The 22,523-nt window shown below is 71.1% G+C and carries 20 protein-coding genes; 19 read left to right on the top strand and 1 reads right to left on the bottom strand.

Annotated features, from left to right (window positions below; all coding sequences use genetic code 11):
• Positions 1-8: 8 nt before the first annotated feature.
• From VGZ23_18005 to VGZ23_17960, 10 genes are all read left to right on the top strand, one after another.
• Positions 9-1,532 (top strand): tagaturonate epimerase family protein, encoded by a 1,524-nt coding sequence (locus VGZ23_18005; protein ID HEV2359488.1) that lies wholly within the window; start codon positions 9-11, stop codon positions 1,530-1,532.
• On the top strand, positions 1,529-2,350 hold the full coding sequence (locus VGZ23_18000; protein ID HEV2359487.1) for an SDR family oxidoreductase: 822 nt from the start codon (positions 1,529-1,531) through the stop codon (positions 2,348-2,350). Before VGZ23_18005 ends, VGZ23_18000 begins: the two co-directional genes overlap by 4 nt.
• A gap of 25 nt (positions 2,351-2,375) precedes the next feature.
• Positions 2,376-3,512, top strand: a complete 1,137-nt coding sequence (gene solA, locus VGZ23_17995) for an N-methyl-L-tryptophan oxidase (GenBank protein ID HEV2359486.1) — start codon at positions 2,376-2,378, stop codon at positions 3,510-3,512.
• 20 nt (positions 3,513-3,532) lie between these two features.
• Positions 3,533-5,584, top strand: a complete 2,052-nt coding sequence (locus VGZ23_17990; GenBank protein ID HEV2359485.1) for a hydantoinase/oxoprolinase family protein — start codon at positions 3,533-3,535, stop codon at positions 5,582-5,584.
• 61 nt (positions 5,585-5,645) lie between these two features.
• Positions 5,646-7,292, top strand: coding sequence for a hydantoinase B/oxoprolinase family protein (locus VGZ23_17985; protein ID HEV2359484.1), 1,647 nt, complete (start codon positions 5,646-5,648; stop codon positions 7,290-7,292).
• A complete protein-coding gene (locus tag VGZ23_17980; protein ID HEV2359483.1) occupies positions 7,289-8,125 on the top strand; it encodes an SDR family NAD(P)-dependent oxidoreductase in 837 nt (278 codons plus the stop codon). Before VGZ23_17985 ends, VGZ23_17980 begins: the two co-directional genes overlap by 4 nt.
• A gap of 2 nt (positions 8,126-8,127) precedes the next feature.
• Complete coding sequence (locus VGZ23_17975) at positions 8,128-9,009, top strand: xanthine dehydrogenase family protein subunit M (GenBank protein ID HEV2359482.1); 882 nt, start codon at positions 8,128-8,130, stop codon at positions 9,007-9,009.
• Positions 9,006-9,488: a (2Fe-2S)-binding protein gene (locus VGZ23_17970; GenBank protein HEV2359481.1), complete on the top strand. Its 483-nt coding sequence runs from the start codon at positions 9,006-9,008 to the stop codon at positions 9,486-9,488. Before VGZ23_17975 ends, VGZ23_17970 begins: the two co-directional genes overlap by 4 nt.
• A complete protein-coding gene (locus VGZ23_17965; protein ID HEV2359480.1) occupies positions 9,481-11,808 on the top strand; it encodes a xanthine dehydrogenase family protein molybdopterin-binding subunit in 2,328 nt (775 codons plus the stop codon). The genes VGZ23_17970 and VGZ23_17965 overlap by 8 nt, the downstream gene beginning before the upstream one ends.
• Positions 11,805-13,100, top strand: a complete 1,296-nt coding sequence (locus tag VGZ23_17960; protein ID HEV2359479.1) for a D-amino acid dehydrogenase — start codon at positions 11,805-11,807, stop codon at positions 13,098-13,100. The genes VGZ23_17965 and VGZ23_17960 overlap by 4 nt, the downstream gene beginning before the upstream one ends.
• Here VGZ23_17960 and VGZ23_17955 read toward each other — a convergent pair.
• A complete protein-coding gene (locus VGZ23_17955; protein ID HEV2359478.1) occupies positions 13,097-13,765 on the bottom strand; it encodes an urea carboxylase-associated family protein in 669 nt (222 codons plus the stop codon). The two genes, VGZ23_17960 and VGZ23_17955, sit on opposite strands and share 4 nt — an antisense overlap.
• Before the next feature lie 141 nt (positions 13,766-13,906).
• Here VGZ23_17955 and VGZ23_17950 point away from each other — a divergent pair, with 141 nt between their 5' ends.
• The 9 genes from VGZ23_17950 (at position 13,907) to VGZ23_17910 (ending at position 22,495) form a co-directional block, all read left to right on the top strand.
• A complete protein-coding gene (locus VGZ23_17950) occupies positions 13,907-15,031 on the top strand; it encodes a branched-chain amino acid ABC transporter substrate-binding protein (protein ID HEV2359477.1) in 1,125 nt (374 codons plus the stop codon).
• Between the two features lie 89 nt (positions 15,032-15,120).
• A complete protein-coding gene (locus VGZ23_17945) occupies positions 15,121-16,020 on the top strand; it encodes a branched-chain amino acid ABC transporter permease (protein ID HEV2359476.1) in 900 nt (299 codons plus the stop codon).
• The gene (locus VGZ23_17940) at positions 16,017-17,057 is read left to right on the top strand and encodes a branched-chain amino acid ABC transporter permease (protein HEV2359475.1); all 1,041 of its coding nucleotides are present in this window, start codon (positions 16,017-16,019) and stop codon (positions 17,055-17,057) included. Before VGZ23_17945 ends, VGZ23_17940 begins: the two co-directional genes overlap by 4 nt.
• Positions 17,054-17,908 (top strand): ABC transporter ATP-binding protein, encoded by an 855-nt coding sequence (locus VGZ23_17935; protein HEV2359474.1) that lies wholly within the window; start codon positions 17,054-17,056, stop codon positions 17,906-17,908. Before VGZ23_17940 ends, VGZ23_17935 begins: the two co-directional genes overlap by 4 nt.
• Entirely contained in the window at positions 17,905-18,627 is a 723-nt protein-coding gene (locus VGZ23_17930) for an ABC transporter ATP-binding protein (GenBank protein ID HEV2359473.1), read from the top strand. The genes VGZ23_17935 and VGZ23_17930 overlap by 4 nt, the downstream gene beginning before the upstream one ends.
• A 59-nt stretch (positions 18,628-18,686) precedes the next feature.
• Positions 18,687-19,529 (top strand): urea carboxylase-associated family protein, encoded by an 843-nt coding sequence (locus VGZ23_17925; GenBank protein HEV2359472.1) that lies wholly within the window; start codon positions 18,687-18,689, stop codon positions 19,527-19,529.
• Between the two features lie 62 nt (positions 19,530-19,591).
• Positions 19,592-20,461, top strand: coding sequence for an LLM class flavin-dependent oxidoreductase (locus tag VGZ23_17920; protein HEV2359471.1), 870 nt, complete (start codon positions 19,592-19,594; stop codon positions 20,459-20,461).
• Positions 20,462-20,513: 52 nt separating this feature from the next.
• Complete coding sequence (locus tag VGZ23_17915; GenBank protein HEV2359470.1) at positions 20,514-21,530, top strand: thiamine pyrophosphate-dependent dehydrogenase E1 component subunit alpha; 1,017 nt, start codon at positions 20,514-20,516, stop codon at positions 21,528-21,530.
• Complete coding sequence (locus VGZ23_17910) at positions 21,530-22,495, top strand: alpha-ketoacid dehydrogenase subunit beta (GenBank protein ID HEV2359469.1); 966 nt, start codon at positions 21,530-21,532, stop codon at positions 22,493-22,495. The genes VGZ23_17915 and VGZ23_17910 overlap by 1 nt, the downstream gene beginning before the upstream one ends.
• Positions 22,496-22,523: the final 28 nt, after the last annotated feature.

Here is a 22,523-nt window from a genome sequence, read left to right as displayed (position 1 = left end):
GCGCCCAGATGATGGCACGGTTGTCGTCGGTTCCCGGGTTCGATGTCCGGCCCCGGTCGGTGGTCCAGATCGGCGAGGCGGAGGTGGGGCTGGCGCGCACGCCGGCGGGGGACCGGCTGGCGGCGCTGGCCCCGGAGGTACCGGCGGCGTTGCGGGATCTCGAGGGGGAGACCTCCGCCGCGGACGGCCGGTGGCTTCGGGTCGGGCCGCTCGGCGTCCACAACCTTGCGGTGCTGCAGGGTGTGCTGCCGTGGCTCGCGCCGCGCCGGCTGGGGCTCGCGCGCTCCTTCGGCTTCGGCGACAGACTCGGGCTGGCGACGCCCGGCCACATCCGGGCGCTGCGCGCGGCCGGCGGCGGCCACCGTCACGGCGAAGCGGCGCTCGCCCCGATCTTTGCCCAGCAGTCGATCCGCGAGATGGAGCGGACCGGACGCAATCCGGTGCAGGTGCTCACGGACGCCGCCTGGGGTGTTTTCGCAGAAGGGTGGCGCGAAGGCTTCGGCGCCGATGCGGATCACCTGAAGACGACGGCGGACGTCGACGCGTGTCTCGCCGCGGGGTACACGTTCTTCACGTTCGATCCGGGCGCGTACGTGGATCCGGCCGCCGATGCGCGGCCGGCCGCCGCCGTGGCCGCGGCCCTCGACGCGCTTCCATGGAACGCGCTCGAGGATTCCCGCGCGGGGCTCGAAGCGCGCTACCGCGGCCGGACGCTCGAGGCGGACGGGCGGGTCATCGTCTTCGACGACGAGGGGATCGCGCGGGCCGCCCTCAAGTACGGGCGCGCGGTGGCCCACGTCGCGGCCCTCTACCGTCATCTCCGCGCGCGCGGCGGTGACGCCGAGGTGGAGATCTCGGTCGATGAAACCGATACGCCGACGACGCCGGTGCAGCACGCCTACGTCGCGACCGAGCTGCGCCGGTTGGACGTCCGGTGGGTGAGCCTCGCGCCGCGCTTCGTCGGGCGCTTCGAGAAGGGCGTGGACTATATCGGCGATCCCGCCGCGTTCGAGGCCGACGCCGCGGTGCACGCGGCGATCGCGCGCCGCCTCGGCTCCTACAAGTTGAGCCTGCATTCCGGTTCGGACAAATTGAGCGTGTACGGCGCGTTTGCCCGGCAGGCCGGGACGCTCGCGCACATCAAGACGGCCGGGACGAGTTACCTCGAAGCGCTGCGCACGATCGCGCCACTGGATCCGGAGTTGTTTCGCGCCATCTACGCGCTGGCGCACGAGCGCTACGAGCACGACCGGGCCAGCTACCACGTGTCGGCGCGTCCCGAGCGGGCGCCCGCGCCGCGGGCGGTGGCGGACGCGGACCTCGCGTCGCTGCTCGACGACTTCGACGCGCGCGAGATGCTGCACGTCACGTTCGGCTCGGCGCTGGCGGCCTACGGCGAGCGGCTGCGCGCCGTTCTACGGGCCAACCCGGAGGCTTACGACGCCACGGTGGAGCGCCATTTCATCCGCCACCTTTCGGCGTTCGCCGGGGCGGCGTCCCCTGACGAGGACGGGCCGGAGGCGGGCGGATGACACCCGAGCAGCTCTTCGACCTGCGCGGCACGGTGGCGGTGGTCACCGGCGGAAGCGGCGTCCTGGGGTCGGCGATGGCTCGCGGCCTGTCCGCGGCCGGCGCCCGGGTGGGCGTCCTCGGCCGCCGGCTCGAGCGCGCGCGGGAGGTCGTCGCGCAGATCGAGCGCTCCGGCGGCGAGGCGATGCCGCTGGCCGCCGACGTGCTCGACCCGGCGACGCTGGCGCGGTCCCGGGACGACGTGGTCGGGCGATGGGGACGCGTCGACATCCTGATCAACGCGGCGGGCGGCAACCTGCCGCAGGCCACCCTCGCAAACGGCGGCTCGGTGCTCGACCTGCCGGTGGAGGGATGGCGGGCCGCGATGGACCTGAATTTCCTCGGAACGCTGCTGCCGATTCAGACGTTCGGCGCCGCGATGGCCGCGGCCGGGCGGGGCAGCATCGTGAACGTGTCGTCGATGGCGTCCCAACGCGTCCTCACGCGCGTGCCGGCCTATTCGGCGGCGAAGGCGGCGGTCGAGAATTTGACGCGCTGGCTCGCCGTCGAGCTCTCGCGCAAGCACGGCGCGGGCCTGCGTGTCAACGCCGTCGCGCCCGGGTTCTTCATCGGGGAGCAAAACCGCCGGTTGCTCACCAACGAGGATGGGAGCCTCACTCCGCGCGGCGGGCGGATCATCGAGCACACCCCCGCGGGCCGGTTTGGCGAGCCCGGCGACCTCATCGGAACCGTGATCTGGCTGTGCGGCCCGGGCAGCCGGTTCGTGAACGGGACGGTCATCCCGGTGGACGGCGGGTTCAGCGCGTTCAGCGGGGTCTAGCCCGCCGGCTGCCCGGTGTCGCGACATGACGCGCCACTACGACGCCATCGTGATCGGTGTGGGCGGCATGGGCAGCGCCGCCGTCCACCATTTGGCGCGACGCGGTCTCCGGACGCTGGGCCTGGAGCAGTTTGACATTCCCCACGATCGCGGCTCGTCGCACGGGACGAACCGCATCATCCGCCTGGCGTATTGGGAGCACCCATCATACGTCCCGTTGCTCCGCCGCGCGTATGAGCTGTGGCGGGAGTTGGAACATCTCGCCGGCGAGCGCCTGCTGGTGGTGACAGGCAGCATCGACGCCGGCCCGGACGGCTGCCGGACGGTCACGGGATCGCTCCTCTCGTGTGAGCGTCATCACCTGCCCCACGAAAGGTGGAATGCCGCGGAGCTACACCGGCGCCATCCCGGGTATCGTCTCGCGAGCGACATGATCGCCGTCTACCAACCGGACGGCGGGTTCGTCCTGTCGGAGCGCACGATCGTCGCCCACGTGGCGGCGGCGCAGACGCTCGGCGCGGAAGTGCGCGCCCGGGAGCCGGCGTTGCGGTGGGAGGGCGGCGGCGACGGGGTGCGTGTCCACACGCCGCGCGGTGAGTATGCCGCGGATCGGCTCGTGATCACCGCGGGACCGTGGGCGGCGGGCCTCGTGCCGGCCCTGGCCCGGGCGGCCGTGCCGGAGCGGCAGGTGTTGCTCTGGGCCCAACCGCTGCGACCCGAGTACTTCCGTCTCGGCGCGTTTCCCGTCTTCAACTTGGAGGGTCCCGAGGGACGGTTCTACGGGTTTCCCATCTACAGCGTCCCCGGGTTCAAGATCGGGAAGTATCACCATCGCGGCGGGCACACCGATGCCGGCACGGTGGACCGCGAGATCCATCCCGAAGACGAAGCGGTCCTGCGGGAAGGGATCCGCCGCTACTTTCCGGACGCCGACGGGCCGACCATGGCGATGAAGACCTGTCTCTTCACCAACAGCCCGGACGAGCACTTCATTCTCGACCGGCTCCCCGGCCGGCCGAACGTGGGCGTCGCCGCGGGGTTCTCCGGACACGGGTTCAAGTTTTGCAGCGTCGTCGGCGAGATCATGGCCGACCTGGTGCTGGACGGGACGAGCCGGTTCGATCTGAGTCTATTCGCAATCGGCCGGCTCCCGCCGCCGTAGCCCCCGTGGCGTCGGACGGCGTGAGCATCGGGGTCGACGTCGGCGGGACCTTCACCGACCTCGTGGCGCAGCCCGCGGACGGCGGCCCCCTGCGCTTCTGCAAGGTGCCGACCACCGCCAATCCGTCCCACGCACTGCGCGAGGGCCTGCGCGCGGTCGGCCGGGACGGCGACGACGTCGCGCGTCTGACCTACGGCACGACCCTGGTGACCAACGCCGTCCTGGAGGGCCGGGGCGCCCGAACCGCCCTCGTGACAACGCGCGGCTTCCGCGACGTCCTCGAGATCGGCAGGCAGCAGCGCGACCACCTCTACCGGCTGGACCTGCCCGGACGGGCGCCGTCCGCGGTGCCCCGGGTGCTGCGGTTCGAGGTGACCGAGCGGGTCGACCATCGGGGACAGGTGCTCGTGCCGCTCGACGAGGCCGACGTGACCGGCCTCGCCGGCGCCCTTCGCGAGGCCGGTGTCGAAGCCGTCGCGGTGAGTTTCCTTCACGCCTACGCGAACCCGGCGCACGAGCAGCGGGCCGGCGCGCTGCTGCGATCGATGGTGCCGCACGTCTGCCTCTCGTCGGAGGTGAACCCCGAGTTTCGTGAATACGAGCGTACGCACACGGCATGCGTGAACGCGCAGCTGATGCCGCTCGTGGACCGGTTCCTGGCCGATCTGACGGCGGGCCTCGCCGGGCAGCGCGTGCGCGGGACGCTGCGTCTGATGCAGTCCAACGGCGGGATGGCGGCGCCCGGCCAGGTGCGGCGCGCCCCGCTCGCGATGCTGCTGTCCGGTCCGGCGGGCGGCGTCGCGGCGGCCCGGGCGGCCGGGACCTACGCCGGCGTGACCGACGCGGTCGCCCTGGACATGGGCGGCACGTCCACCGACGTCTGCCTGATTCAGGGCGGACAGGTGGAGACGCTGTCGGAACGCCGCGTTTCCGGCCGGCCGGTCCGGTTCCGGTCGCTCGCCGTCGAGAGCATCGGGGCGGGGGGCGGATCCGTCGCGTGGGTGGACCCGGGCGGGGCGCTGCGGGTCGGACCGCGCAGCGCCGGGGCCACTCCGGGTCCGGCGTGCTACGCCCGGGGAGGAGAAGAGCCGACCGTCACGGATGCGTACGTTGTGCTCGGCTATCTCAACACCGACGGCGGCGTGGGAGGGCTGCGCCTCGACCCGGACCGGGCGTGGCGGGCGCTGGAACCGCTGGCCACGCGGTTCGCCCTATCCGTCCCGGACGCGGCGGCCGGGATTCTCGAGATCGCCAACGCGGCGATGAACCGGGTGCTGCGCGTCGTGTCCATTGAACGGGGCGTCGATCCGCGCGGGCTCACGCTCATCGCATACGGCGGCGCCGGTCCGATCCACGCCGGCCGGCTGATCGAGCGTGCGGGGATGCCGCGTGCGCTCGTCCCGCCGTACTCCAGCGGCTTCTCGGCGTACGGGTGCCTGACGGCCGACATGCGCTACGACGCCGTGCGGACCGTCCGCTTCGACCTGGCCTCGAGCCGGGCCGACAGCTGGGAGGCGCCCTTTCGGGACATGGAGGCCGAACTACTGGGCCGGTTCGCGGACGAAGGGCTCGAGGCCGGCGGGGCAATCGTGCAGCGCTCCATGGACCTCCGGTATCGCGGTCAGAACTACGAACTCGAGGTCACGACGGTGCCCGGGGTGGACGGCCCCGGGATCACACGGCGATTTGCGGAGCGTCACCGGCTTCGGTTCGGGTACGTGACCGGCGACCCCGTGGAGTGTGTGAACCTCCGCGCGAGCGCCATCATCCCGTCGGCGATCGGCGGGCTCCCGGCCGTCCCCGCCTGCCTGCCCCTGACCAGGGGCCCCGCGCGAGAGGGGGCGCGAGGCGGGGCGGGGGATGGCCGCGGCGGGATCCGCGCCGAGCGGCGGGCCTTTTTCTATGGGCGCGGATGGACACCGGCCACGCGATGCTTTCGCGGTGATCTCGGTCCCGGCAGCGAGGTGCGCGGCCCGGCGGTCATCGAGGACGCGTGGTCGACCGTCGTGGTCGATCCGGGGCAGGTCCTGCGCGGCGACCGCGCCGGTCTGCTGTGGATCGAGGCGGCGTGACGGCCGCGCCGCGGATCCCGGCGGCTCCCGATCGCAGGGCGGTGGGAGGCGAGGCGCTCCGATGATCGACCCGGTCACGCTCGAGGTCGTGCGCCACGCGATCTTCTCGGTCGCCGAGGAGATGCGCGTCATTCTGATGCGCTCTGCCCGATCCCCGGTCCTCAAGGAGGCCGGCGATCTCTCCTGCGCGCTCACGGATGCCCGCGGGCGGCTCGTGGCCCAGGGCCGCGACATCCCGATCCACCTCGGGGTGATGGCGTTCACCGTCGAGGAGTTTCTGCGGCGCGTGCCCGCTTCCGCGCTCCGTGCGGGCGACGTGTACTTCACCAACGATCCCGAGGTCGGCGGCAACCACCTGCCGGACGTCAAAGCGATCACCCCAGTGTTCCACCGGGGAGACCTTGTCGCGTTTGCCATCAACCTGGCCCACTGGCCGGATGTCGGCGGCGCGCGCCGGGGCAGCTATGTGGCGGCGGCCCGCGACCGCTACGCGGAGGGTCTGTGCATTCCCCCGGTGCCGCTGTTCGAGCGCGGAGAGCCGAACGAGACGATGCTCGAGATGGTGCTGGCGAACGTCCGCGGGCGGGAGGAGCGGCGGGGGGACATCCTCGCCCAGTACGCCGCGAACGCGGTGGCCGCGGCGCGCCTCGGGGAGATGTTCGACCGCTTCGGCGCGGAGACGGTCCGGGCGTGCCTGGGCCGGTTTCTCGACGAGTCGGAAGGGCTGATGCGGGCGGCGATCGCCGCTCTGCCGGCCGGCGAGTACGCGGGCGAGGATTGGCTCGACGACGACGGCGCCGGGGAGGGGCCGGTCCGCATCACCGCCCGCGTCCGTCCGGCCGGTGATGCGCTCGACGTCGACTTTGAGGGCACCGCGCCGGAGACGCGGGGGCCCCTCAACGCCACCCGGTTCGTGACCGCGTCGGCCGTGTTCTACGCCGTCCGGGCGCTCTTGGGCCCCGAGATTCCCGCCAACGCCGGCTGCTACCGGCCCATTCGCCTGCGCATCCCCGAGGGGTGCGTGCTCAACCCCGGGCCGGAGGCACCCCGGGTCGGCGGCAACCACGAGACCTCGCAGCGCGTCGTCGACGCGCTCCTCCGCGCGCTCGCCCCGGTGCTCCCGAACCGGATCGTCGCCGGCGGTCCGGGGACCTCGGGCCTGGTGATGCTCGCCGGGCGCCACGACGACGGCCGTCCGTTCGTGCTGTACGAGGTGCACGGCGGCGGCGAGGGCGCGGGCCGGGACCGGGACGGCACCAACGCCGTGCGGGTGCACATGAGCAACGTGATGAATACGCCGGTCGAGGTGATCGAGAGCGAGTACCCGCTGCGGGTCGAGTGCTGCGAGTTGCGCCCCGGCAGCGGCGGCCGCGGCCGGCATCGGGGCGGGCTTGGGCTGCGCCGATCGTACCGGGTGCTCTGCGAGCACGCGGAGCTGTCCACGATGGTCGAGCGGATGCGCGTGCCGCCGTGGGGGGTGTTCGGCGGCGCGGACGGAGCGCCGTTCCGGGTGGCCTGCGACCGCGCGGGCGGGCAGATCGCGATCGGCGGAAAGGAGAACCGTGACCTCCACCGGGGCGACCTGATCGTGCTGGAGAGCTCCGGCGGGGGCGGGTACGGACCGCCGGAGGAACGCCCGGCGGCGCTGCGCGAGGCGGACCTGCGGAACGGATACGTGACGGCGGGCGATGGGGGGGAGACCAGGTGAGGCTTGCGGATCGGGTAGCGATCGTCACCGGTGCCGCCAAGGGTATGGGCGACGCGATCTGCGCCGCGCTCGCCGGCGAGGGGGCGCATGTCGTCGCGGCCGCGCGCGAGGCCGGCCCGCTCGCGGCGCTGGTCGAGCGGCTCGAGCATCTGGAAGGGGGCCCCGGCTCACGCCCCGTCTCGCGCGGGGCAGGCGAGGCAGGCGGGGCAGGCCACCGCCACCTCGCGGTGCCCGCCGACGTGACGCGGGAGGATCAGGTGTCGGCGCTCGCCCGCCGGGCGCGCGCTGAGTTCGGCCGGATCGACATCCTGGTGAACGCGGCCGGTGTGATCGGTCCGATTGAGACGCCCCTGTACCAGATCGCGCCCGAGGAGTGGGACCAGGTACTGGCCGTGAATCTTCGCGGCGTCTTTCTCTGCTGCCGGGCCGTCGTCCCGACGATGATGGAGCAGCGGTACGGCAAGATCGTCAACATCGCCGGGACCTCGGGGCTGCGCGGCTATCGCAATCGCGCCGCCTATTCGGCGTCGAAGTGGGCGGTCCGCGGACTGACCCGCACGCTGGCCCTCGAGGCCGGTCCCTACAACGTGAACGTGAATGCGATCTGTCCCGGCGTCGTCGAGGGCGAGCGCATGCGGACCATCATCGGGGAGAAGGCCCGGGTGCGGGACACGACGCCCGAGGCGGTCTTCGACGAGTACGTCCGGGAGATGGCCCTGCGCCGGTTCTCCGACGAATCGGACGTCGCGCACACCGTCGTATTCCTCGCCTCGGACGAAAGCCGGCAGATCACCGGCCACGATCTGGTCGTCGACGGCGGCTGGGACGTCTAGGGATGCCGGCGGCGCCGTTCGACTACCATGTTCCGGCGACGCTGGCCGAGGCGCTGTCGCTCCTCGGATCCCTCGGCGAGGAGGCGAAGGTGCTGGCCGGCGGACAGAGTCTCGTGCCGCTGCTCACGCTGCGCCTGGCGCGCCCGCGGGCGGTCGTGGACATTTACGGCCTCGACGAGTTGCGGGCCGTGCGCCGGGACGGCGACACGCTCGAGATCGGCGCGCTCGTCCGCCACCGGGCGCTCGAGCGCGGCGACGGACCGCTGGCGGAGTGCCCGCTGCTCCAGGAGGCGGCGGCGCTCATCGGCAACGTGCGGGTGCGCACGATGGGGACGATCGGCGGCAGCCTGGCGCATGCCGACCCCGCGGCGGAGTGGCCCGCGGTCGTGCGCGCGCTCGACGGGATCGCCGTCGTCCGGGGTCCCGGCGGCGGGCGCGAGATCCCGGCGGCGGAGTTCTTCACCGGCCTGCTCACCACCGCGCTTCGCGCCGACGAGCTGCTGGTCGCCGTGCGGCTGCCCGTGCCGGCCGGCCGGACCGGCTACGCCGTGGAGGAATTCACCCGGCGCGCCGGCGACTTCGCCATTGTCGCGGCGGTCGCCGTCGTCGAGCTGGATGCCCGCGGACAGACGGCCCGCGCCCGCGTGGCGATCGCCGGGGCCGGGCCGGCGCCGGTGCGGTTGCTCGCGGCGGAGCGCGCCCTGGCCGGGGCCGACTCGTCGGAGGAGACGTTCCGGCGCGCCGTGACGGATCATCCACTGGAGATCGAGCCGGAGAGCGACGTGCACGCGTCGGCCGACTACCGCCGGCACCTGACCCGCGTGATGGCCCGGCGGGCTCTCGTGCGGGCGGCAGCGCAGGCGGCGAAGGGAGCGGGACCGTGACCGAGCTGAGGATCGCCTTCACCCTGAATGGAGACCGGCGCGAGGCGCGCGTCCTCGCGCACCAGACGCTGCTCGAGGTGCTGCGCGACGATCTCGGCGCCATGGAAGTCAAGGAAGGGTGCGGCGAGGGCGTCTGCGGCACGTGCACCGTGCTGCTGGACGGGGAGCCGGTGAGCAGCTGCCTGGTGCTCGCCGCCCGCGTCGCGGACAAGAGCGTGACGACGCTGCGCGGGCTCGCGCCCGCCGGGCGCCTGCACCCGCTGCAGGAGGCGTTCGTCGCCCACGGCGCGGCGCAGTGCGGATTTTGCACGCCGGGGATCATCCTGACCGCGGACGCGTTCCTCCGGGAACACCGGCGGCCGACGCGCCAGGAGATCCGCCGGGCCATCGCCGGCAACCTGTGCCGGTGCACGGGCTACGCGAAGATCGTGGACGCGATCGAAGCCGCCGCCGGGACGATGGCGGCGTCCCGTGGCTGAGGGCCCGGCGGTCCTGCCGGCCGCACACCTCCGCGTCGTCGGCCGGACCATTGCGCGGCACGACGCCCGGGACAAAGTCCAGGCGCGGACGCTGTACGCCGCCGACTGGCAGATGCCGGGCATGCTGCACGGCGGCGTGCTGCGCTCCGTGTACCCGTCCGCCCGGATCCGCCGCCTCGACACCTCGCGCGCGGCCGCGCTGCCCGGCGTCGCCGCGGTGCTGACCGCCCACGACGTGCCGCGTAATACCCTGTGGACGGACGTGCCCGGTCAGACCAGCGAGGTCGGCGCCCTGCGGGCCCGGCTGCAGGTGCTCGCGGAGCGGGTCGTGCGATATCAGGGAGAGCCGGTGGCCCTGGTGGCGGCCGAGACGCCCGAGACGGTGCGGCGGGCGCTCGAAGCGATCGACGTCGACTACGAGGTCCAGCCGGGCGTGTTCGACTCGGCCGACGCGCTGCGTCCCGGCGCGCCCCAGGTGCACGAGGAGGGCAACCTCCTGGCGCGCTGGCACGCGGGATGCGGAGACGTCGAGCGGGCGCTCGCCGAGGCCGACGTGGTGGTGGAGCATACCTACCGCTGCCAGTTCATCGACCACGCCTACCTCGAGCCCGAGGCGGGGGTCGCGTGGGTGGACACCGACGGTGTACTGGTGATTCGGGTCTCCACCCAGGTGATCGAGCACTTTCGAGACGTCGCGGAGGCGCTCGCCCTTCCCCACAACAAAGTGCGGGTGATCGGCACGTACGTGGGGGGCGGCTTCGGCGGTAAGGAAGACGTGACCGTCGAGGTGTTCCTCGGTCTCCTCGCCCGCCGGACGGGCCGGCCGGTGCGGATGGTCTGGTCGCGTCAGGAGTCGCTCCTCGCCCGTCCCAAGCGTCATCCGTTTGTGCTGCACTATCGCACCGGGGCGTCGCGCGACGGCACGCTCCTGGCGCAGGCGGTGGATCTCCTGGCCGACTCGGGCGCCTACGCCTACCTCAGCGCCCTCGTGCTGATGTACGCGACCGTCACCGCCGCCGGGCCCTATCGGGTGCCCAACGTCGCGGTGGACGCGCGCGCCGCATACACGAACAACCCGCCGACGAGCGCGATGCGGGGATTCGGGGCCATGCAGATGGTGTTCGGCTACGAGTCGCAGATGGACCGGCTGGCGCGGCGCCTGGGACTGGACCCCGTCGCGGTGCGCGTGCAGAACGCGCTCCGCAAGGGCGACCGGCTTCCGATCGGCCAGGAACTGGACACGCACGTCGCGGTGGCGGAGGCGGCGCAGCGCGCCTGGGCGGCGCTCGGTCCGCGCCGCGCCCCTCGAACGCCATCCCATCGCGCCGGCCGCGGCCTGGCCTGCAACATCCAGCCCTACGGCCGCATCGTCTGGCTGCACGACTGGGCGAGCGCGTGGGTCGGGTTCGAGATGGACGGGAGCGTGGTCGTCCGGACGGGCGTCCCCGACGTCGGCGGCGGTCAGGCGTCCTCCCTGTGCCAGATCGCCGCCGAGATCCTCGGGGTCGAGCCCGACGCGGTGTCCGTGCACGTCGGCGACAGCGCGCTGACGCCGCTCGCCGGCACGACGACGGCCACGCGCCAGCTCTACATGTCGGGCAACGCCGTGCTCCAAGCGGCCACCGAGCTGCGGAGGCAGATCCTGCCGGTGGCCGCGCAGATGCTCGAGACGCCGTCCGACCGGGTCGACCTTCGCGACGGCGGCGCCGCCGAGTCCGGCGGCCGGCGCGTCCCGCTGGCCGAGGTGGTGCGGGAATGCGCGCGCCGCGGGGTCGCACGGAGCCACCTGGGCGTGTATCACGCCCCGGCCGGCGACCCGGTCGATCTCGAGCGCGGCGGCGGCCGGATCTTCCCCGACTTCACCTTCGGGGCCCACGCGGTCGACGTGGAGGTGGACACGGAGACCGGCGCCGTCGCCGTCGTCCGGCACGCGGCGTGCCACGACGTCGGTCGCGCCGTCAACCCCCAAAGCGTCGAGGGGCAGATTCAAGGCGGCGCCGTGATGGGGCTGGGGTACGCGCTGATGGAGGAAGTCGTGGTCGATCGGGGCGTCAACCTGTCCACCAATTTTGCCGGCTACCTGATCCCGACCTCGCTCGACGTCCCGGACGTCGAACCGATCGTGCTCGAATCGGGAGACGGCCGGGGGCCGTTTGGGGCGCGGGGCATCGGCGAGCCGCCGATCGGGCCGCCGGCCGCGGCGATTGCGAACGCGATCGAAGACGCGGTGGGGGTGCGCATTACCGAGCTCCCGATCACGCCGGAGCGGGTGGCGCAGGCGCTGGCGCGCGGCGAGCGGCCCGTCCGCGGGCGCGAATGAAGGTCCTTGTCCTCGGCGGCGGCGTCATCGGCGTGGCGACGGCGTACTACCTCGCGCAGGACGGATGCGAGGTGGTCCTGGTCGAGCAGCGGGACGGGGTCGGGCAGGAAGCCAGCGGCGGCAACGCGGGCATCGTCGCGGCGGGCCACGCATTTGCCTGGGCGTCTCCGGGGGCGCCGGCCATGCTGCTCCGGTCGCTTCTCGGACAGCAAACCGCGATCCGCGTGAGGCTGCGGCCCGATCCCCGGCTGTACTCCTGGGGCCTGCGCTTCCTCCGCGAATGCACGGCCGGCCGCGCGCGCCGCAACACGCTCGTGAAGCTGAGGCTGTGCCAGTACAGCCAGGCGGTGATGGCCGAGCTCGTGCGCCGGGAGGGGATTGCCTACCACGCGATTGCCCGCGGGGCCTTGTACCTCTGCCGCGACGCGGCCGAACTCGAGGCCGGCGTGAAGAAGATGCGCCTTCTGGCCGAGCACGGGCAGCGGCAGGAAGTGCTCGACCCCGACGCGGTGGCGAAGCTCGATCCGGTCTTCGAGCCGGTCAGGCACAAGATCGCCGGCGCCGTGCTCGACCTGACCGACTCGAGCGGCGACTCCCGGTTGTTCACGGAAGAGTTGGGACGCGTGTGCCGCGAGAAGCTCGGCGTGACGTTCCGGCTCGGCACCCGCGTGCGAGCGTTGCGCGCCGGCGGGGATCGCATCTCCGGTGTCCTGACCGACCGCGGCGTGTTGGCCGCCGATGCCTACGTGCTGGCGCTCGGCGTCTCGAGTCCCATCATCGCCCGCACGGTGGGCGCACGGCTGCCGATCTATCCCGCCAAGGGGTACTCATCGACCTTTCCCCTGCGGCCGGGCGGGCTTGCGCCCAGCGTCCCGGGTGTCGACGAACGCTGGCTCGTGGCGTGGTCCCGGATGGGCGACCGGCTGCGGCTGACGTCCACCGCCGAATTCGCCGGGTACGACTGGAGCTGGAGCCCGCGGAACTTTGCGAACATCCAACGGCTGGCGCGCGATCTGTTTCCCGACGCCGCCGACTACACGCGCGGGGAGTACCGCGCCTGCCTGCGGCCGATGACGCCGGGCGGTCCGCCGGTGCTCGGAGCGGGCCGCCACCGCAACCTCTTCTTCAACTCGGGCCACGGGCACTTGGGGTGGACGATGGCATGCGGCTCGGCCCGGATCGTCGCCGATCTCGTCGCGGGCCGCGCGCCGGCGCACGATCTCGAGGGGCTGTCGCCCCGGACGTTCGCGCCGGTCCCCCGGGTGGAGCCGGTCAACGGCGCCGCGTTCTAGCCCACGCCGGGCGCCTGGATGGCCGCGCCCTTGCCGGTCGGTTCCACCTCGTACACCACGACCCCGAGCTGCGTGGGGTTGAAGGCGTTGCAGGGGTTCCGCTCCTGCGGGCAGTTTGAGATCGCGATGAGCAGATCGACGTTGGCGCGCACGTCGAGGTAGTCCCCGGGCTTCGATTCCGGCTCCTGGATGCCGGTCCGCCCTTCGGCCGAGATCGGGGTGTTCATGAAGACGTTGAAGGAGTAGGGGATTTCGGCCGGCGGAATCCCGTAGGGCTTGAGCACCCGCTCGAAGTTGCTGCGGCAGTTGGGCGTGCCGCGCACCCCGTAGCGGAACGCGTTTGTTTGCTCGCTGCAGGATCCGCTGATCAGGTCGTGGACGCCGCAGGTGTCGGCCGTGATCGTCATGAGCCGCGTCGCCTTCGTGGAGTACAGGTGGTGGCCCGTCGTGAGGAACAGGGTGCCGTTGAGCAACTGCGTGTTCTCGGGGGAGAGCTTGTCGGCGAAATCGTGGAGGTTGAAGCAGATGAAGTCCGCCACCTGCTTCCCCTCGAGGTCCACGACGCGGCACACCTGCCCGGCCTTGATCGGAAACGCCGTGCCCCCGCGGGGCGGAATCGTTTCCTCAAAGGCGATCAACGACGGCGTGATCCCGGGATGCTCCACCGCGCCACCTCCGCAGATGCGTCTCCACGCGGCTGTTCTGGCGGGAAGGATTTGCCACCTTCTTCTGAGAAGGGCCGCGGGCACGTAGCGACGGGCGCCCCCAAGCAGGGGTCACGCGCCCGACCGCGGAGGGGGTGGGGGATGCGGAGCGTTCTTGCGGCGGCGGCGATGCTTGCGCTGCTGCTGTCCGTCACGGTTTCCGGCGTCGGCGCGCAGGCCGCGACGATCAAGATCGGGGTGCCGGTTCCGCTCTCGGGCGGCAACGCCAAGATGGGCAGCGATATCGTGCAGGCGGCGACGATGGCCGCGGATGAACAGAATGCCAAGGGCGGCGTCCTCGGGCGGAAGCTCGAGATCGTGTCGTTCGACGACGCCTGCGACGCGCAGCAGGCCGTGACGGCCGCGCACAAACTGATCGATGCCGGCGTGGTCGCGGTGGCCGGCGGCTACTGCTCGTCGGCGGCGATTCCGGCGAGCGCCGTGTATCACGACGCGGGGGTCGCGTTCGTGGCGGACGCGTCCAGCAACCCCAAGCTCACCGACCAGGGGTTCGAGAACGTGTTCCGGGTCATCGGCCGTGACGACCAGCAGGGTCCCTACGCCGCCGGCTTCATGACGAAGGAGCTTCACGCGAAGAAGATCGCGATCATCCACGACAACACGCTCTACGCCAAGGGCTTGGCCACGGCTACCCAGGACGCCCTCAAGAAGATGTCGGGCGTGCAGGTCGTCTTCTTCGACGCGATCACGCCGGGTGAAAAGGACTTCTCGGCCGCGCTGACCAAGGTGAAGAGCCTCAACCCCGACGTCACGTACTTCACCGGGTACTACCCCGAAGGCGGCCTGGTCGCCAAGCAGTTCAAGGATCTGGGCGTCTCCGGGAAGTTCATGGCCGGCGACGCGAACAACGACCCCACGTTCATCAAGGAGGCCGGCCCAGCATCCACGGGAGTCTACATCACGTCGACCCCGCTGCCGCAGGACCAGTCAACGGCCAAGTCGTTCATCGCCCGCTACACGAAGCGGTGGAAGGCGGATCCGGGCCCGTACTCGGCGCTCGAGTACGATGCCGTGGGCGTGGTGATCAACGCGATGCAGCGGGCCAAGAGTGCGAACCGCGCGTCCATCATCAAGGCCCTCGCGGCCACCACGGCCTATCAAGGCGCCACGGGGAAGATCGCCTTCGACAAGAAGGGCGACCGGACGAGCGTGCTCTACATCACGTACATTATCAAGGGCGACAAGTTCGTGCCCACCGGAATGTGAGGTCTTCGTAGCGTCGCGGGGCCGTCTCTTGCGAGAGGCGGCCCCGACTGCCCCTGTCCCGCGGGACGCGGGACCACCGTCCTAGGTCTATGGACATCGCCCTGCAACAGCTGGTCAACGGGCTGACGGTCGGGGCGTTCTATGCCCTGATCGCGCTCGGGTACACCATGGTGTACGGCATCATCCGCCTCATTAACTTCGCGCACGGCGACATTTACGCGGTCGGCGCGTTCCTCGGGCTGTCGACGTACGGGCTGATGGCGCTCCTGCATATCGAGAACGCGCTCCTGACCACCCTGCTGGCGTTGATCGTGTCGATGGGCTGCACCGGGCTGCTCGGGATGCTGATGTACCGCCTGGCCTATCGCCCGCTGCTGCACGCGCGCCTCTCGATCCTCATTTCGGCGATCGGCGCCTCGTTGACGCTGGAGTACGGCCTCCTCCTCATCTACAGCCCGTCGTTTCTCGTCTACCCGCACCTGTTCGGCCGCGAGGGCCCGTCGTTCGCCGGCATCGGCATCTCGTGGCTCCAGGTCCTGATCTTCGTGTCGAGCCTCGTGCTGATGGCCGCGCTGTACGTCGTGGTGCATCGCACGAAGACCGGGATGGCGATGCGGGCGCTGGCGATCAACCAGGACGCGGCGCGTCTGATGGGCATCAACGTCAACCGGGTCATCGGTCTGACGTTCTTCATGGGATCCACGCTGGCCGCGTTCGCCGGCGTCCTGACCGGCCTCTACTACTCCCAGATCTCATTCCTGATGGGCTTCCTGATCGGGCTCAAGGCATTTACGGCCGCCGTGCTCGGCGGCATCGGCAACATTCCCGGCGCCGTCCTCGGCGGATTCCTGCTCGGGATCCTCGAGAGCCTGGCGGCCGGCTATTATTCCAGCCGGTGGAAGGACGTCGTCGCCTTCGCCATCCTCATCATCATCCTGGTGGTGCGGCCCCGGGGACTCCTCGGTGAACGCGTGGTCGAGCGGATGTGAACCTCCGCCCCGATCCGTCGCGCCCCCTGTATCAGACCGCGCTGACCGGAGCGGCCGTCCTGGCGGCGATCGCACTACCCGTGTTCGGCACGCCTTATCTGATCGACGTCGGGACGCTCGTCCTCGTCTACGTGATGCTCGGCCTCGGCCTCAACGTCGTGGTCGGGTTTGCCGGCCTGCTGGACCTCGGCTACGCGGCGTTCTTCGCGATCGGCGCCTACACGACGGCATACTTCATGGTCAACACGCACATGTCGTTCTGGCTCACGCTCCCGATCGCCGCCTGCTTCACCGCCGTCTCCGGCGTCATCATCGGCGCGCCCACGCTCAGGATGCGCAGCGACTATCTGGCGATCGTCACGCTGGGTTTCGGCGAGATCGTCCGCATCGCCGCCACGAATCTCACGTTTACCGGCGGGCCGGAGGGCATTTACGGCATTCCCCACGCGAAGATCGGCGCGCTCGTCGTGCGGTCGCCGCAGGCGCTGTACTTTCTCGGGATGGCGTTCGCGCTCGTCGTCCTCATCGGTAGTTATAATCTTTCCACGTCGCGGCTGGGACGCGCCTGGCTCGCCATCCGGGAGGACGAGGCCGCCGCCCAGGCGGCCGGCATCAATACCGTGTACTTCAAGTTGCTGGCCTACGTCCTGGGGGCCATCTTCGCCGGCGCGGCCGGCTCGTTCTTTGCGGCGAAGCTCACGGCGATCAACCCGTCGAGCTTCACGTTCATTCAATCCGTGACCATCCTCATGGTCATCATTCTGGGCGGCCGGGGGAGCCTGCCGGGCGTGATCCTGGGCGCCGCCGTCATCATCATCCTGCCCGAGGTGCTCCGCGCGTTCGATCAGGTCCGGATGCTCGCGTTCGGAATCGGCCTCATCGTCATGATGCTGCTGCGGCCGCAGGGACTGTGGCCCAGCCGCTACGGCCGCATCGAGCAACTGGCCGTCGAGCGCTCGGAGGCGGAGGCCGCGGCCGGGGTCTCCGCGGGCGGCGCGTCTGCGGCCGATTCGGCGGCGTCGGGAGCCCCGTCATGACCGCCGCGTTTCCCCCGCCGGCGGACCAGCCGCCGGCCACGATGAAATCACAGCCGGCGGACCAGCCGCCGGCCCTGGAGACCGGCGCCGTTCTGGACGTCGAGCACCTCACGATGCGCTTCGGCGGCCTGGTCGCCGTGAGCGATGTGTCGTTGACCGTCCGGTCCCGGGAGATCCTGAGCATCATCGGTCCCAACGGCGCCGGGAAGACGACCGTGTTCAACTGCATCACCGGATTTCTGCGCCCCACCTCGGGCCGGATCACCTTCGAGGGGAAGAACCTCACGGGGCTGCGTCCCGATCTCGTGGTCAGGCACGGGATCGCGCGCACCTTCCAGATGATCCGCCTGTTTCCCGATCTCGGCGTGGATGAGAACGTGATGATCGGCCTCCACGGCCGGATCCGCGCGGGCACCCTCGACTCGCTGCTGCACACGCCCCTGCACCGGCGGGAGGAGGCGTGGGTCCGCGAGGAGACGCGCCAGGGCCTGGCGTTCGTTGGACTGGAGGGTCATGCGCGCCGGCAGGCGCGTGAGCTGGCCTACGGCAACCAGCGGCGCCTCGAGATCGCCCGGGCGCTTGCGACCGGTCCGCGCCTCTTGATCCTCGACGAACCGGCGAGCGGCATGAACCCCGCGGAAAAAGCCGGGCTCGTGCAGCTCGTCGCCCGGATCCGCGACTCCGGCGTCACGGTGCTGCTGATCGAGCACGACATGAGCGTCGTCATGGGGATCAGCGACCGGATCATCGTGCTGGACCACGGCGTCCAGATCGCCGAGGGCGTTCCGGACGAGATCCAGCGCGATCCCAAGGTGATCGAGGCCTACCTCGGCCGGGAGGACGCGGAGTGAGTCTCCTCGAGGTGCGCGACGTCGTCACCGCGTACGGCAGCATCGAGGCGCTGCACGGGCCGTCCTTTCACGTCGACGAGGGGGAGATCGTCGCGCTCCTGGGCGCCAACGGCGCCGGCAAGACGACCGCGCTGCGCACGATCTCCGGCCTCCTGCGGCCGCGGTCCGGCGAGGTGCACTTCGCCGGAGAGCGGATCGACACCCGGCCGGCGCATGAGATCGTCGGCCTGGGCCTGACGCAGGTCCCGGAAGGACGGTGGATCTTCACGCTGATGACGGTCGAGGAGAATCTTCGGCTCGGCGCCTACATCGAGCGGCGCCTGCCGCGGGGCGCCCTCGACCGCGTCTTTGCGTTGTTTCCCCGTCTCGCGGAGCGGCGCGGGCAGCTGGCGGGCACGCTATCGGGGGGCGAACAGCAGATGCTGGCCATGGCGCGCGCGCTCATGACGAGGCCGCGGCTGCTTCTGCTCGACGAACCCTCGATGGGCCTCGCGCCCGTGCTGGTCCATCTGATCTTTCAGAAGATCTCGGAGATCAATCGGGAGGGGACGACGGTCCTTCTCGTCGAGCAGAACGCCAGCGCCGCGCTGCGCCTGGCGCACCGCGCCTACGTCCTGGAGAACGGCCGCATCGCGCTCGAGGGGCCCGCCGCCGAGCTGGCGCGGAACGAGGCGGTCCGGCGCGCCTACCTGGGCATCGGGGCGCGCCCCCGCCCGTGATCCGGGAAGCGGTGGATCAACAGGCGCCGGCGCCTGACGAGTTTTCGTGGAGGTGGCACGTGGCAGAACCGCCCGCGCTGTACGATCACGGCCCCGGGACGCCGCTCGAGGTCGACAAGGCGTTCTACGGCCGGCTCGCCCAGGACGTGGAAGGGCGGACGCTCACCGAACGGTTCGTCATCCCGATCCGGTCCGGCCGGGCTTGGACGGTCCCGGCGGGGCACCTGTGCCGCATGATCACCGTCGACGGCCCGCAGGTCGGCGACTTCAACGCCTGGAACCGGCACAATCCCCGCGAGCGTTTCTGGGCCTCGCGCACCCGCCAGCTGCACGGCACGCATGTGACGGCCTTCGACCGACTGTGGTCGTGCCTGCCGTACCTGCGGCCGATGCTGACGATCACCGCGGACACGGTCAACTACCGGGTCGACGAGGACGGGGCCGGCTGCCACGACCTGTTGGGGACACGGTGCGATCCGTACGTGTATAAGATGCTGAACGGCGACGACTTCGATTTTTCGTGCCACTCCAACCTCACGCGCGCCGTCGCGCCGTATCATCTCACCGAACTGGACGTCCACGACGTCCTCAACGTGTTCATGGTGACCGGTCTGCGCAAGGACGGGCGGTACTTCGCGAAGGCATGCCCGGCGAAGAAGGGCGACTACCTCGAGTTTTTCGCGGAGATGGACCTGCTCTGCGCGCTCTCGACCTGCCCCGGCGGCGATCTCTCGGCGCCGATCATGGGCCCGCACCGCGGGGACCCGCTGTCCACCTGCCGGCCGCTCGCGGTGGAGGTGTTCCGGCCCGCGCCGCGGCTGCTCGAAGGCTGGGCGCCGCGTCCGCCCGTCGACTATCGGGGCGGGCACGGATTGCGTTCGCCCGAATCGGCCGGACGCTAGAGGAGTGCCGGAACCAAGACGGAAATTCCGACCAATCCGTTACATAGCACTCGGAGGTCAGTATGGCCCGCCGCGGGATGCGCTTTGGCATCTGCACGGATCAGAACCTGCCTTGGCCCACGCTCGTCGAACGGTGGCAGTACTTCGAGCGCCTCGGCTTCGACAGCATCTGGGACTGCGACCACCTGAACCAGCCGAGCAACCCAACAGGACCGTACTACGAGGGATGGACGCTGCTTGCCGCCCTCGCGGCGCGCACGGAGCGGATCCGCGTCGGCGTCCTAGTGAGCTGCAATACGTTCCGCCACCCCGGCCTACTCGCCCAAGAGGCGGTCACTGTCGACCACATTTCGAACGGCCGCCTCGAGCTAGGCTTCGGGGCCGGGTGGTTCGTCCCCGAGCATGAGCGCTTCGGCATTCCCTTTCCGCCGAGCGGCGAGCTGGTCGTTCGCTTCCGCGAAGCGGTACAGGTCCTCGACAGCCTCTTGCGCAACGAGACTACGCGCTTCGCCGGCAAGTACTATCAGCTTCAGGGAGCCTATGTGCGGCCGCGGCCGGTGCAGAAGCCACGCCCGCCGCTCACGCTCGGGGCCCACGGACCGCGAATGCTTCGGATCTGTGCCGAGTACGCAGACGCCTGGAACTCGTTCGGCACCGTGGAGGAGATTCGTGAGCGCAACCGGATTCTGGACGAGCAGTGCGCGGCAATCGGGCGGGATCCCCAGACGATCTGGCGGTCGTTTTACGGATGGGCGAGTCAGATGGCGAGTCAGCGACTGCCCGATCCGTGGTCGAGCGCGTCCGCGTTCCAAGAGATCGTTGGCCTGTACAGCGCGGTCGGGATCAACGAGTTCATCATCGATCAGCCGCGCCCCGAGCAGTTCGCGGTCCTTGAGCGGGTCGCGACTGACGTGATTCCCGAGCTGCGCTAGGCGAAGATCCGAAGCGACATCCTCGTCACGTGGTAGGCCGCCGCATCCTCGCATGACCGACGACACACGCGCGGAGCCACCCGCGGCGATCACGCCCGATCTCGTACCGGCGGACCTCGAGCGCCTCTGCTACTACATGATGCTCCAGCGGCTCGCCGAGGAGCGGGTCGTGAAGCTCTATCAGACGGGCCAGATCGTCGGCGCCTGCTTTACCGGCTGGGGGCACGAGGCGATCGCGGTCGGCGGCGCCGCGGCGCTGGGGCCGCACGACGTCGCGGCCACGCTGCACCGCGATCTCGGCGCGCGGCTCGTGCTGGGGATGCCGCTCGGCTACTACTTCGCCAATTTTCTCGGACGGACGGGCTCGCCGACGCGCGGCCGCGAGGGCAACCTGCACATCGGCGGCCTCGGGCCGCGCATCCTGCTCCACACCGACTTCGTCGGCGGCAACGTGCCCATCGCCGCCGGCGCCGCGCTCGGCTTCACCGTCCGCACGGAGCCGCGCGTCGCGATGGCGTTCTTCGGCGAGGGGACGCTCGCGACGGGCGAGTTCCACGAGGCGGCGAACCTCGCGGCCGTGCTGCGGCTGCCGCTGGTGCTCGTCTGCTGGAATAACCAGTTCGCGCTCTCCACGCCGCTTGCGCGCGAGGTCGTCGGACCGCTCGACGTCCGGATGGCCGGTTACGGCATGCACGCGTGCTCGATCGACGGCAACGACGCGCTGGCGGTGTACCGCGCCGCGCGCGAGGCGGTGGACCGCGCCCGAACCGGGGGCGGGCCGTCGTTCATCGAGGGGCGCACGATGCGGGTGCGGGGGCATTCCGAAGCCGACGACGCCTCGTACGTGCCGCGCCCGATGATCGAAGAGGGCCGCCGTCGCGACCCCGTCGAGCGGTTCGCCCGGTATCTCGTCGACGCCGGCGCGGCCACCGCGGCGCGACTCGAGGAACTGCGCGCCCAGGCGCTCGCGGAGGTGGACGAGGCGCAGGCCTGGGCGGAGGCGAGCCCGCCGCCCGACCCAGCGGAGCTCGAGCACGGCGTGTACTGCGAGGGCACGCCGTGGCCGTAATGACGTACCTCGAGGCGATCGCGGACGGGCTGCGCCGCGCGATGCGCGCGGACTCCTCCGTGATTCTCTTCGGCGAGGACGTCGGCGTCTACGGGGGCGCGTTCAAGCTGAGCAAGGGGTTCCTCGAGGAGTTCGGACCGTCCCGCGTGATCGACACGCCGATCAGCGAGGCGGCCATCGTGGGCGCGGCGGTCGGCGCGGCGCTCGTCGGCCTGCGTCCCGTCGTCGAGATGCAGTTCGCGGACTTCATCTCGAACGCATTCACTCAGATGGTCAACGTGGCCGCCACGTCCGCCTACCGGGCGGGCGGCTGCGTGCCGATGGTCGTGCGGGCGCCGTGCGGAGCCGGCACCCACGGCGGCCCGTTTCACTCGCAGTCGATCGAAGGCTACTTTTTTCACACGCCGGGGCTCAAAATCGTGATGCCGTCGACGCCCGCCGACGCGAAGGGCCTCCTGCTCGGGGCGATCGGCGATCCGAACCCCGTCCTGTACCTGGAGCACAAGGCGCTGTATCGGTCGCAGCGCGGACCCGTCGAGGACGGCCTGATGATCGAGCCCCTCGGCCGCGCCGCGGTGCGCCGGCCCGGCCGGCATCTCACGCTCCTGACCTACGGGATGATGGCGCACCGGAGCCTCGAGGCCGCGGAGCGGGCCGCCGCGGACGGCATCGCGGCGGAGGTGATCGACCTGCGGACGCTCCTGCCGCTCGACCTCGAGACGATCGCCGAGTCCGTCGGGCGGACGAGCCGCGTGCTCATCGTTCACGAGGACCGGCTGCGGGGCGGGATCGGCGCGGAGATCGCCGCCTATCTCGGCGAGCATCTGTTCACGTCGCTCGACGCTCCGATCTCACGCATCGGCGCGCCCGATACGCCGGTGCCGTACGCGCCGCCGCTCGAGACGGCCTATCTGCCGAGCGTCGACCGCATCTTCGAAGCGATCACGCGCCTCGCCCGCTGGTAACGGCGTGGGCACCGGCTCCGCGGCCGTC

This window comes from bacterium (assembly GCA_035945995.1).
Taxonomy (GTDB): Bacteria; Sysuimicrobiota; Sysuimicrobiia; order Sysuimicrobiales; family Segetimicrobiaceae; genus DASSJF01.
Note: the sequence above shows the minus strand (reverse complement) of the source record. Positions and strands in the feature narration are given on the sequence as shown.

Bases quoted from the DNA above. Each gene is read 5' to 3' on its own strand.
- VGZ23_18005 (HEV2359488.1), top strand. From the start codon at position 9: ATGATGGCACGGTTGTCGTCGGTTCCCGGGTTCGATGTCCGGCCCCGG.
- VGZ23_18000 (HEV2359487.1), top strand. From the start codon at position 1,529: ATGACACCCGAGCAGCTCTTCGACCTGCGCGGCACGGTGGCGGTGGTC.
- solA (HEV2359486.1), top strand. From the start codon at position 2,376: ATGACGCGCCACTACGACGCCATCGTGATCGGTGTGGGCGGCATGGGC.
- VGZ23_17985 (HEV2359484.1), top strand. From the start codon at position 5,646: ATGATCGACCCGGTCACGCTCGAGGTCGTGCGCCACGCGATCTTCTCG.
- VGZ23_17975 (HEV2359482.1), top strand. From the start codon at position 8,128: ATGCCGGCGGCGCCGTTCGACTACCATGTTCCGGCGACGCTGGCCGAG.
- VGZ23_17960 (HEV2359479.1), top strand. From the start codon at position 11,805: ATGAAGGTCCTTGTCCTCGGCGGCGGCGTCATCGGCGTGGCGACGGCG.
- VGZ23_17950 (HEV2359477.1), top strand. From the start codon at position 13,907: ATGCGGAGCGTTCTTGCGGCGGCGGCGATGCTTGCGCTGCTGCTGTCC.
- VGZ23_17945 (HEV2359476.1), top strand. From the start codon at position 15,121: ATGGACATCGCCCTGCAACAGCTGGTCAACGGGCTGACGGTCGGGGCG.
- VGZ23_17935 (HEV2359474.1), top strand. From the start codon at position 17,054: ATGACCGCCGCGTTTCCCCCGCCGGCGGACCAGCCGCCGGCCACGATG.
- VGZ23_17920 (HEV2359471.1), top strand. From the start codon at position 19,592: ATGGCCCGCCGCGGGATGCGCTTTGGCATCTGCACGGATCAGAACCTG.
- VGZ23_17915 (HEV2359470.1), top strand. From the start codon at position 20,514: ATGACCGACGACACACGCGCGGAGCCACCCGCGGCGATCACGCCCGAT.
- VGZ23_17910 (HEV2359469.1), top strand. From the start codon at position 21,530: ATGACGTACCTCGAGGCGATCGCGGACGGGCTGCGCCGCGCGATGCGC.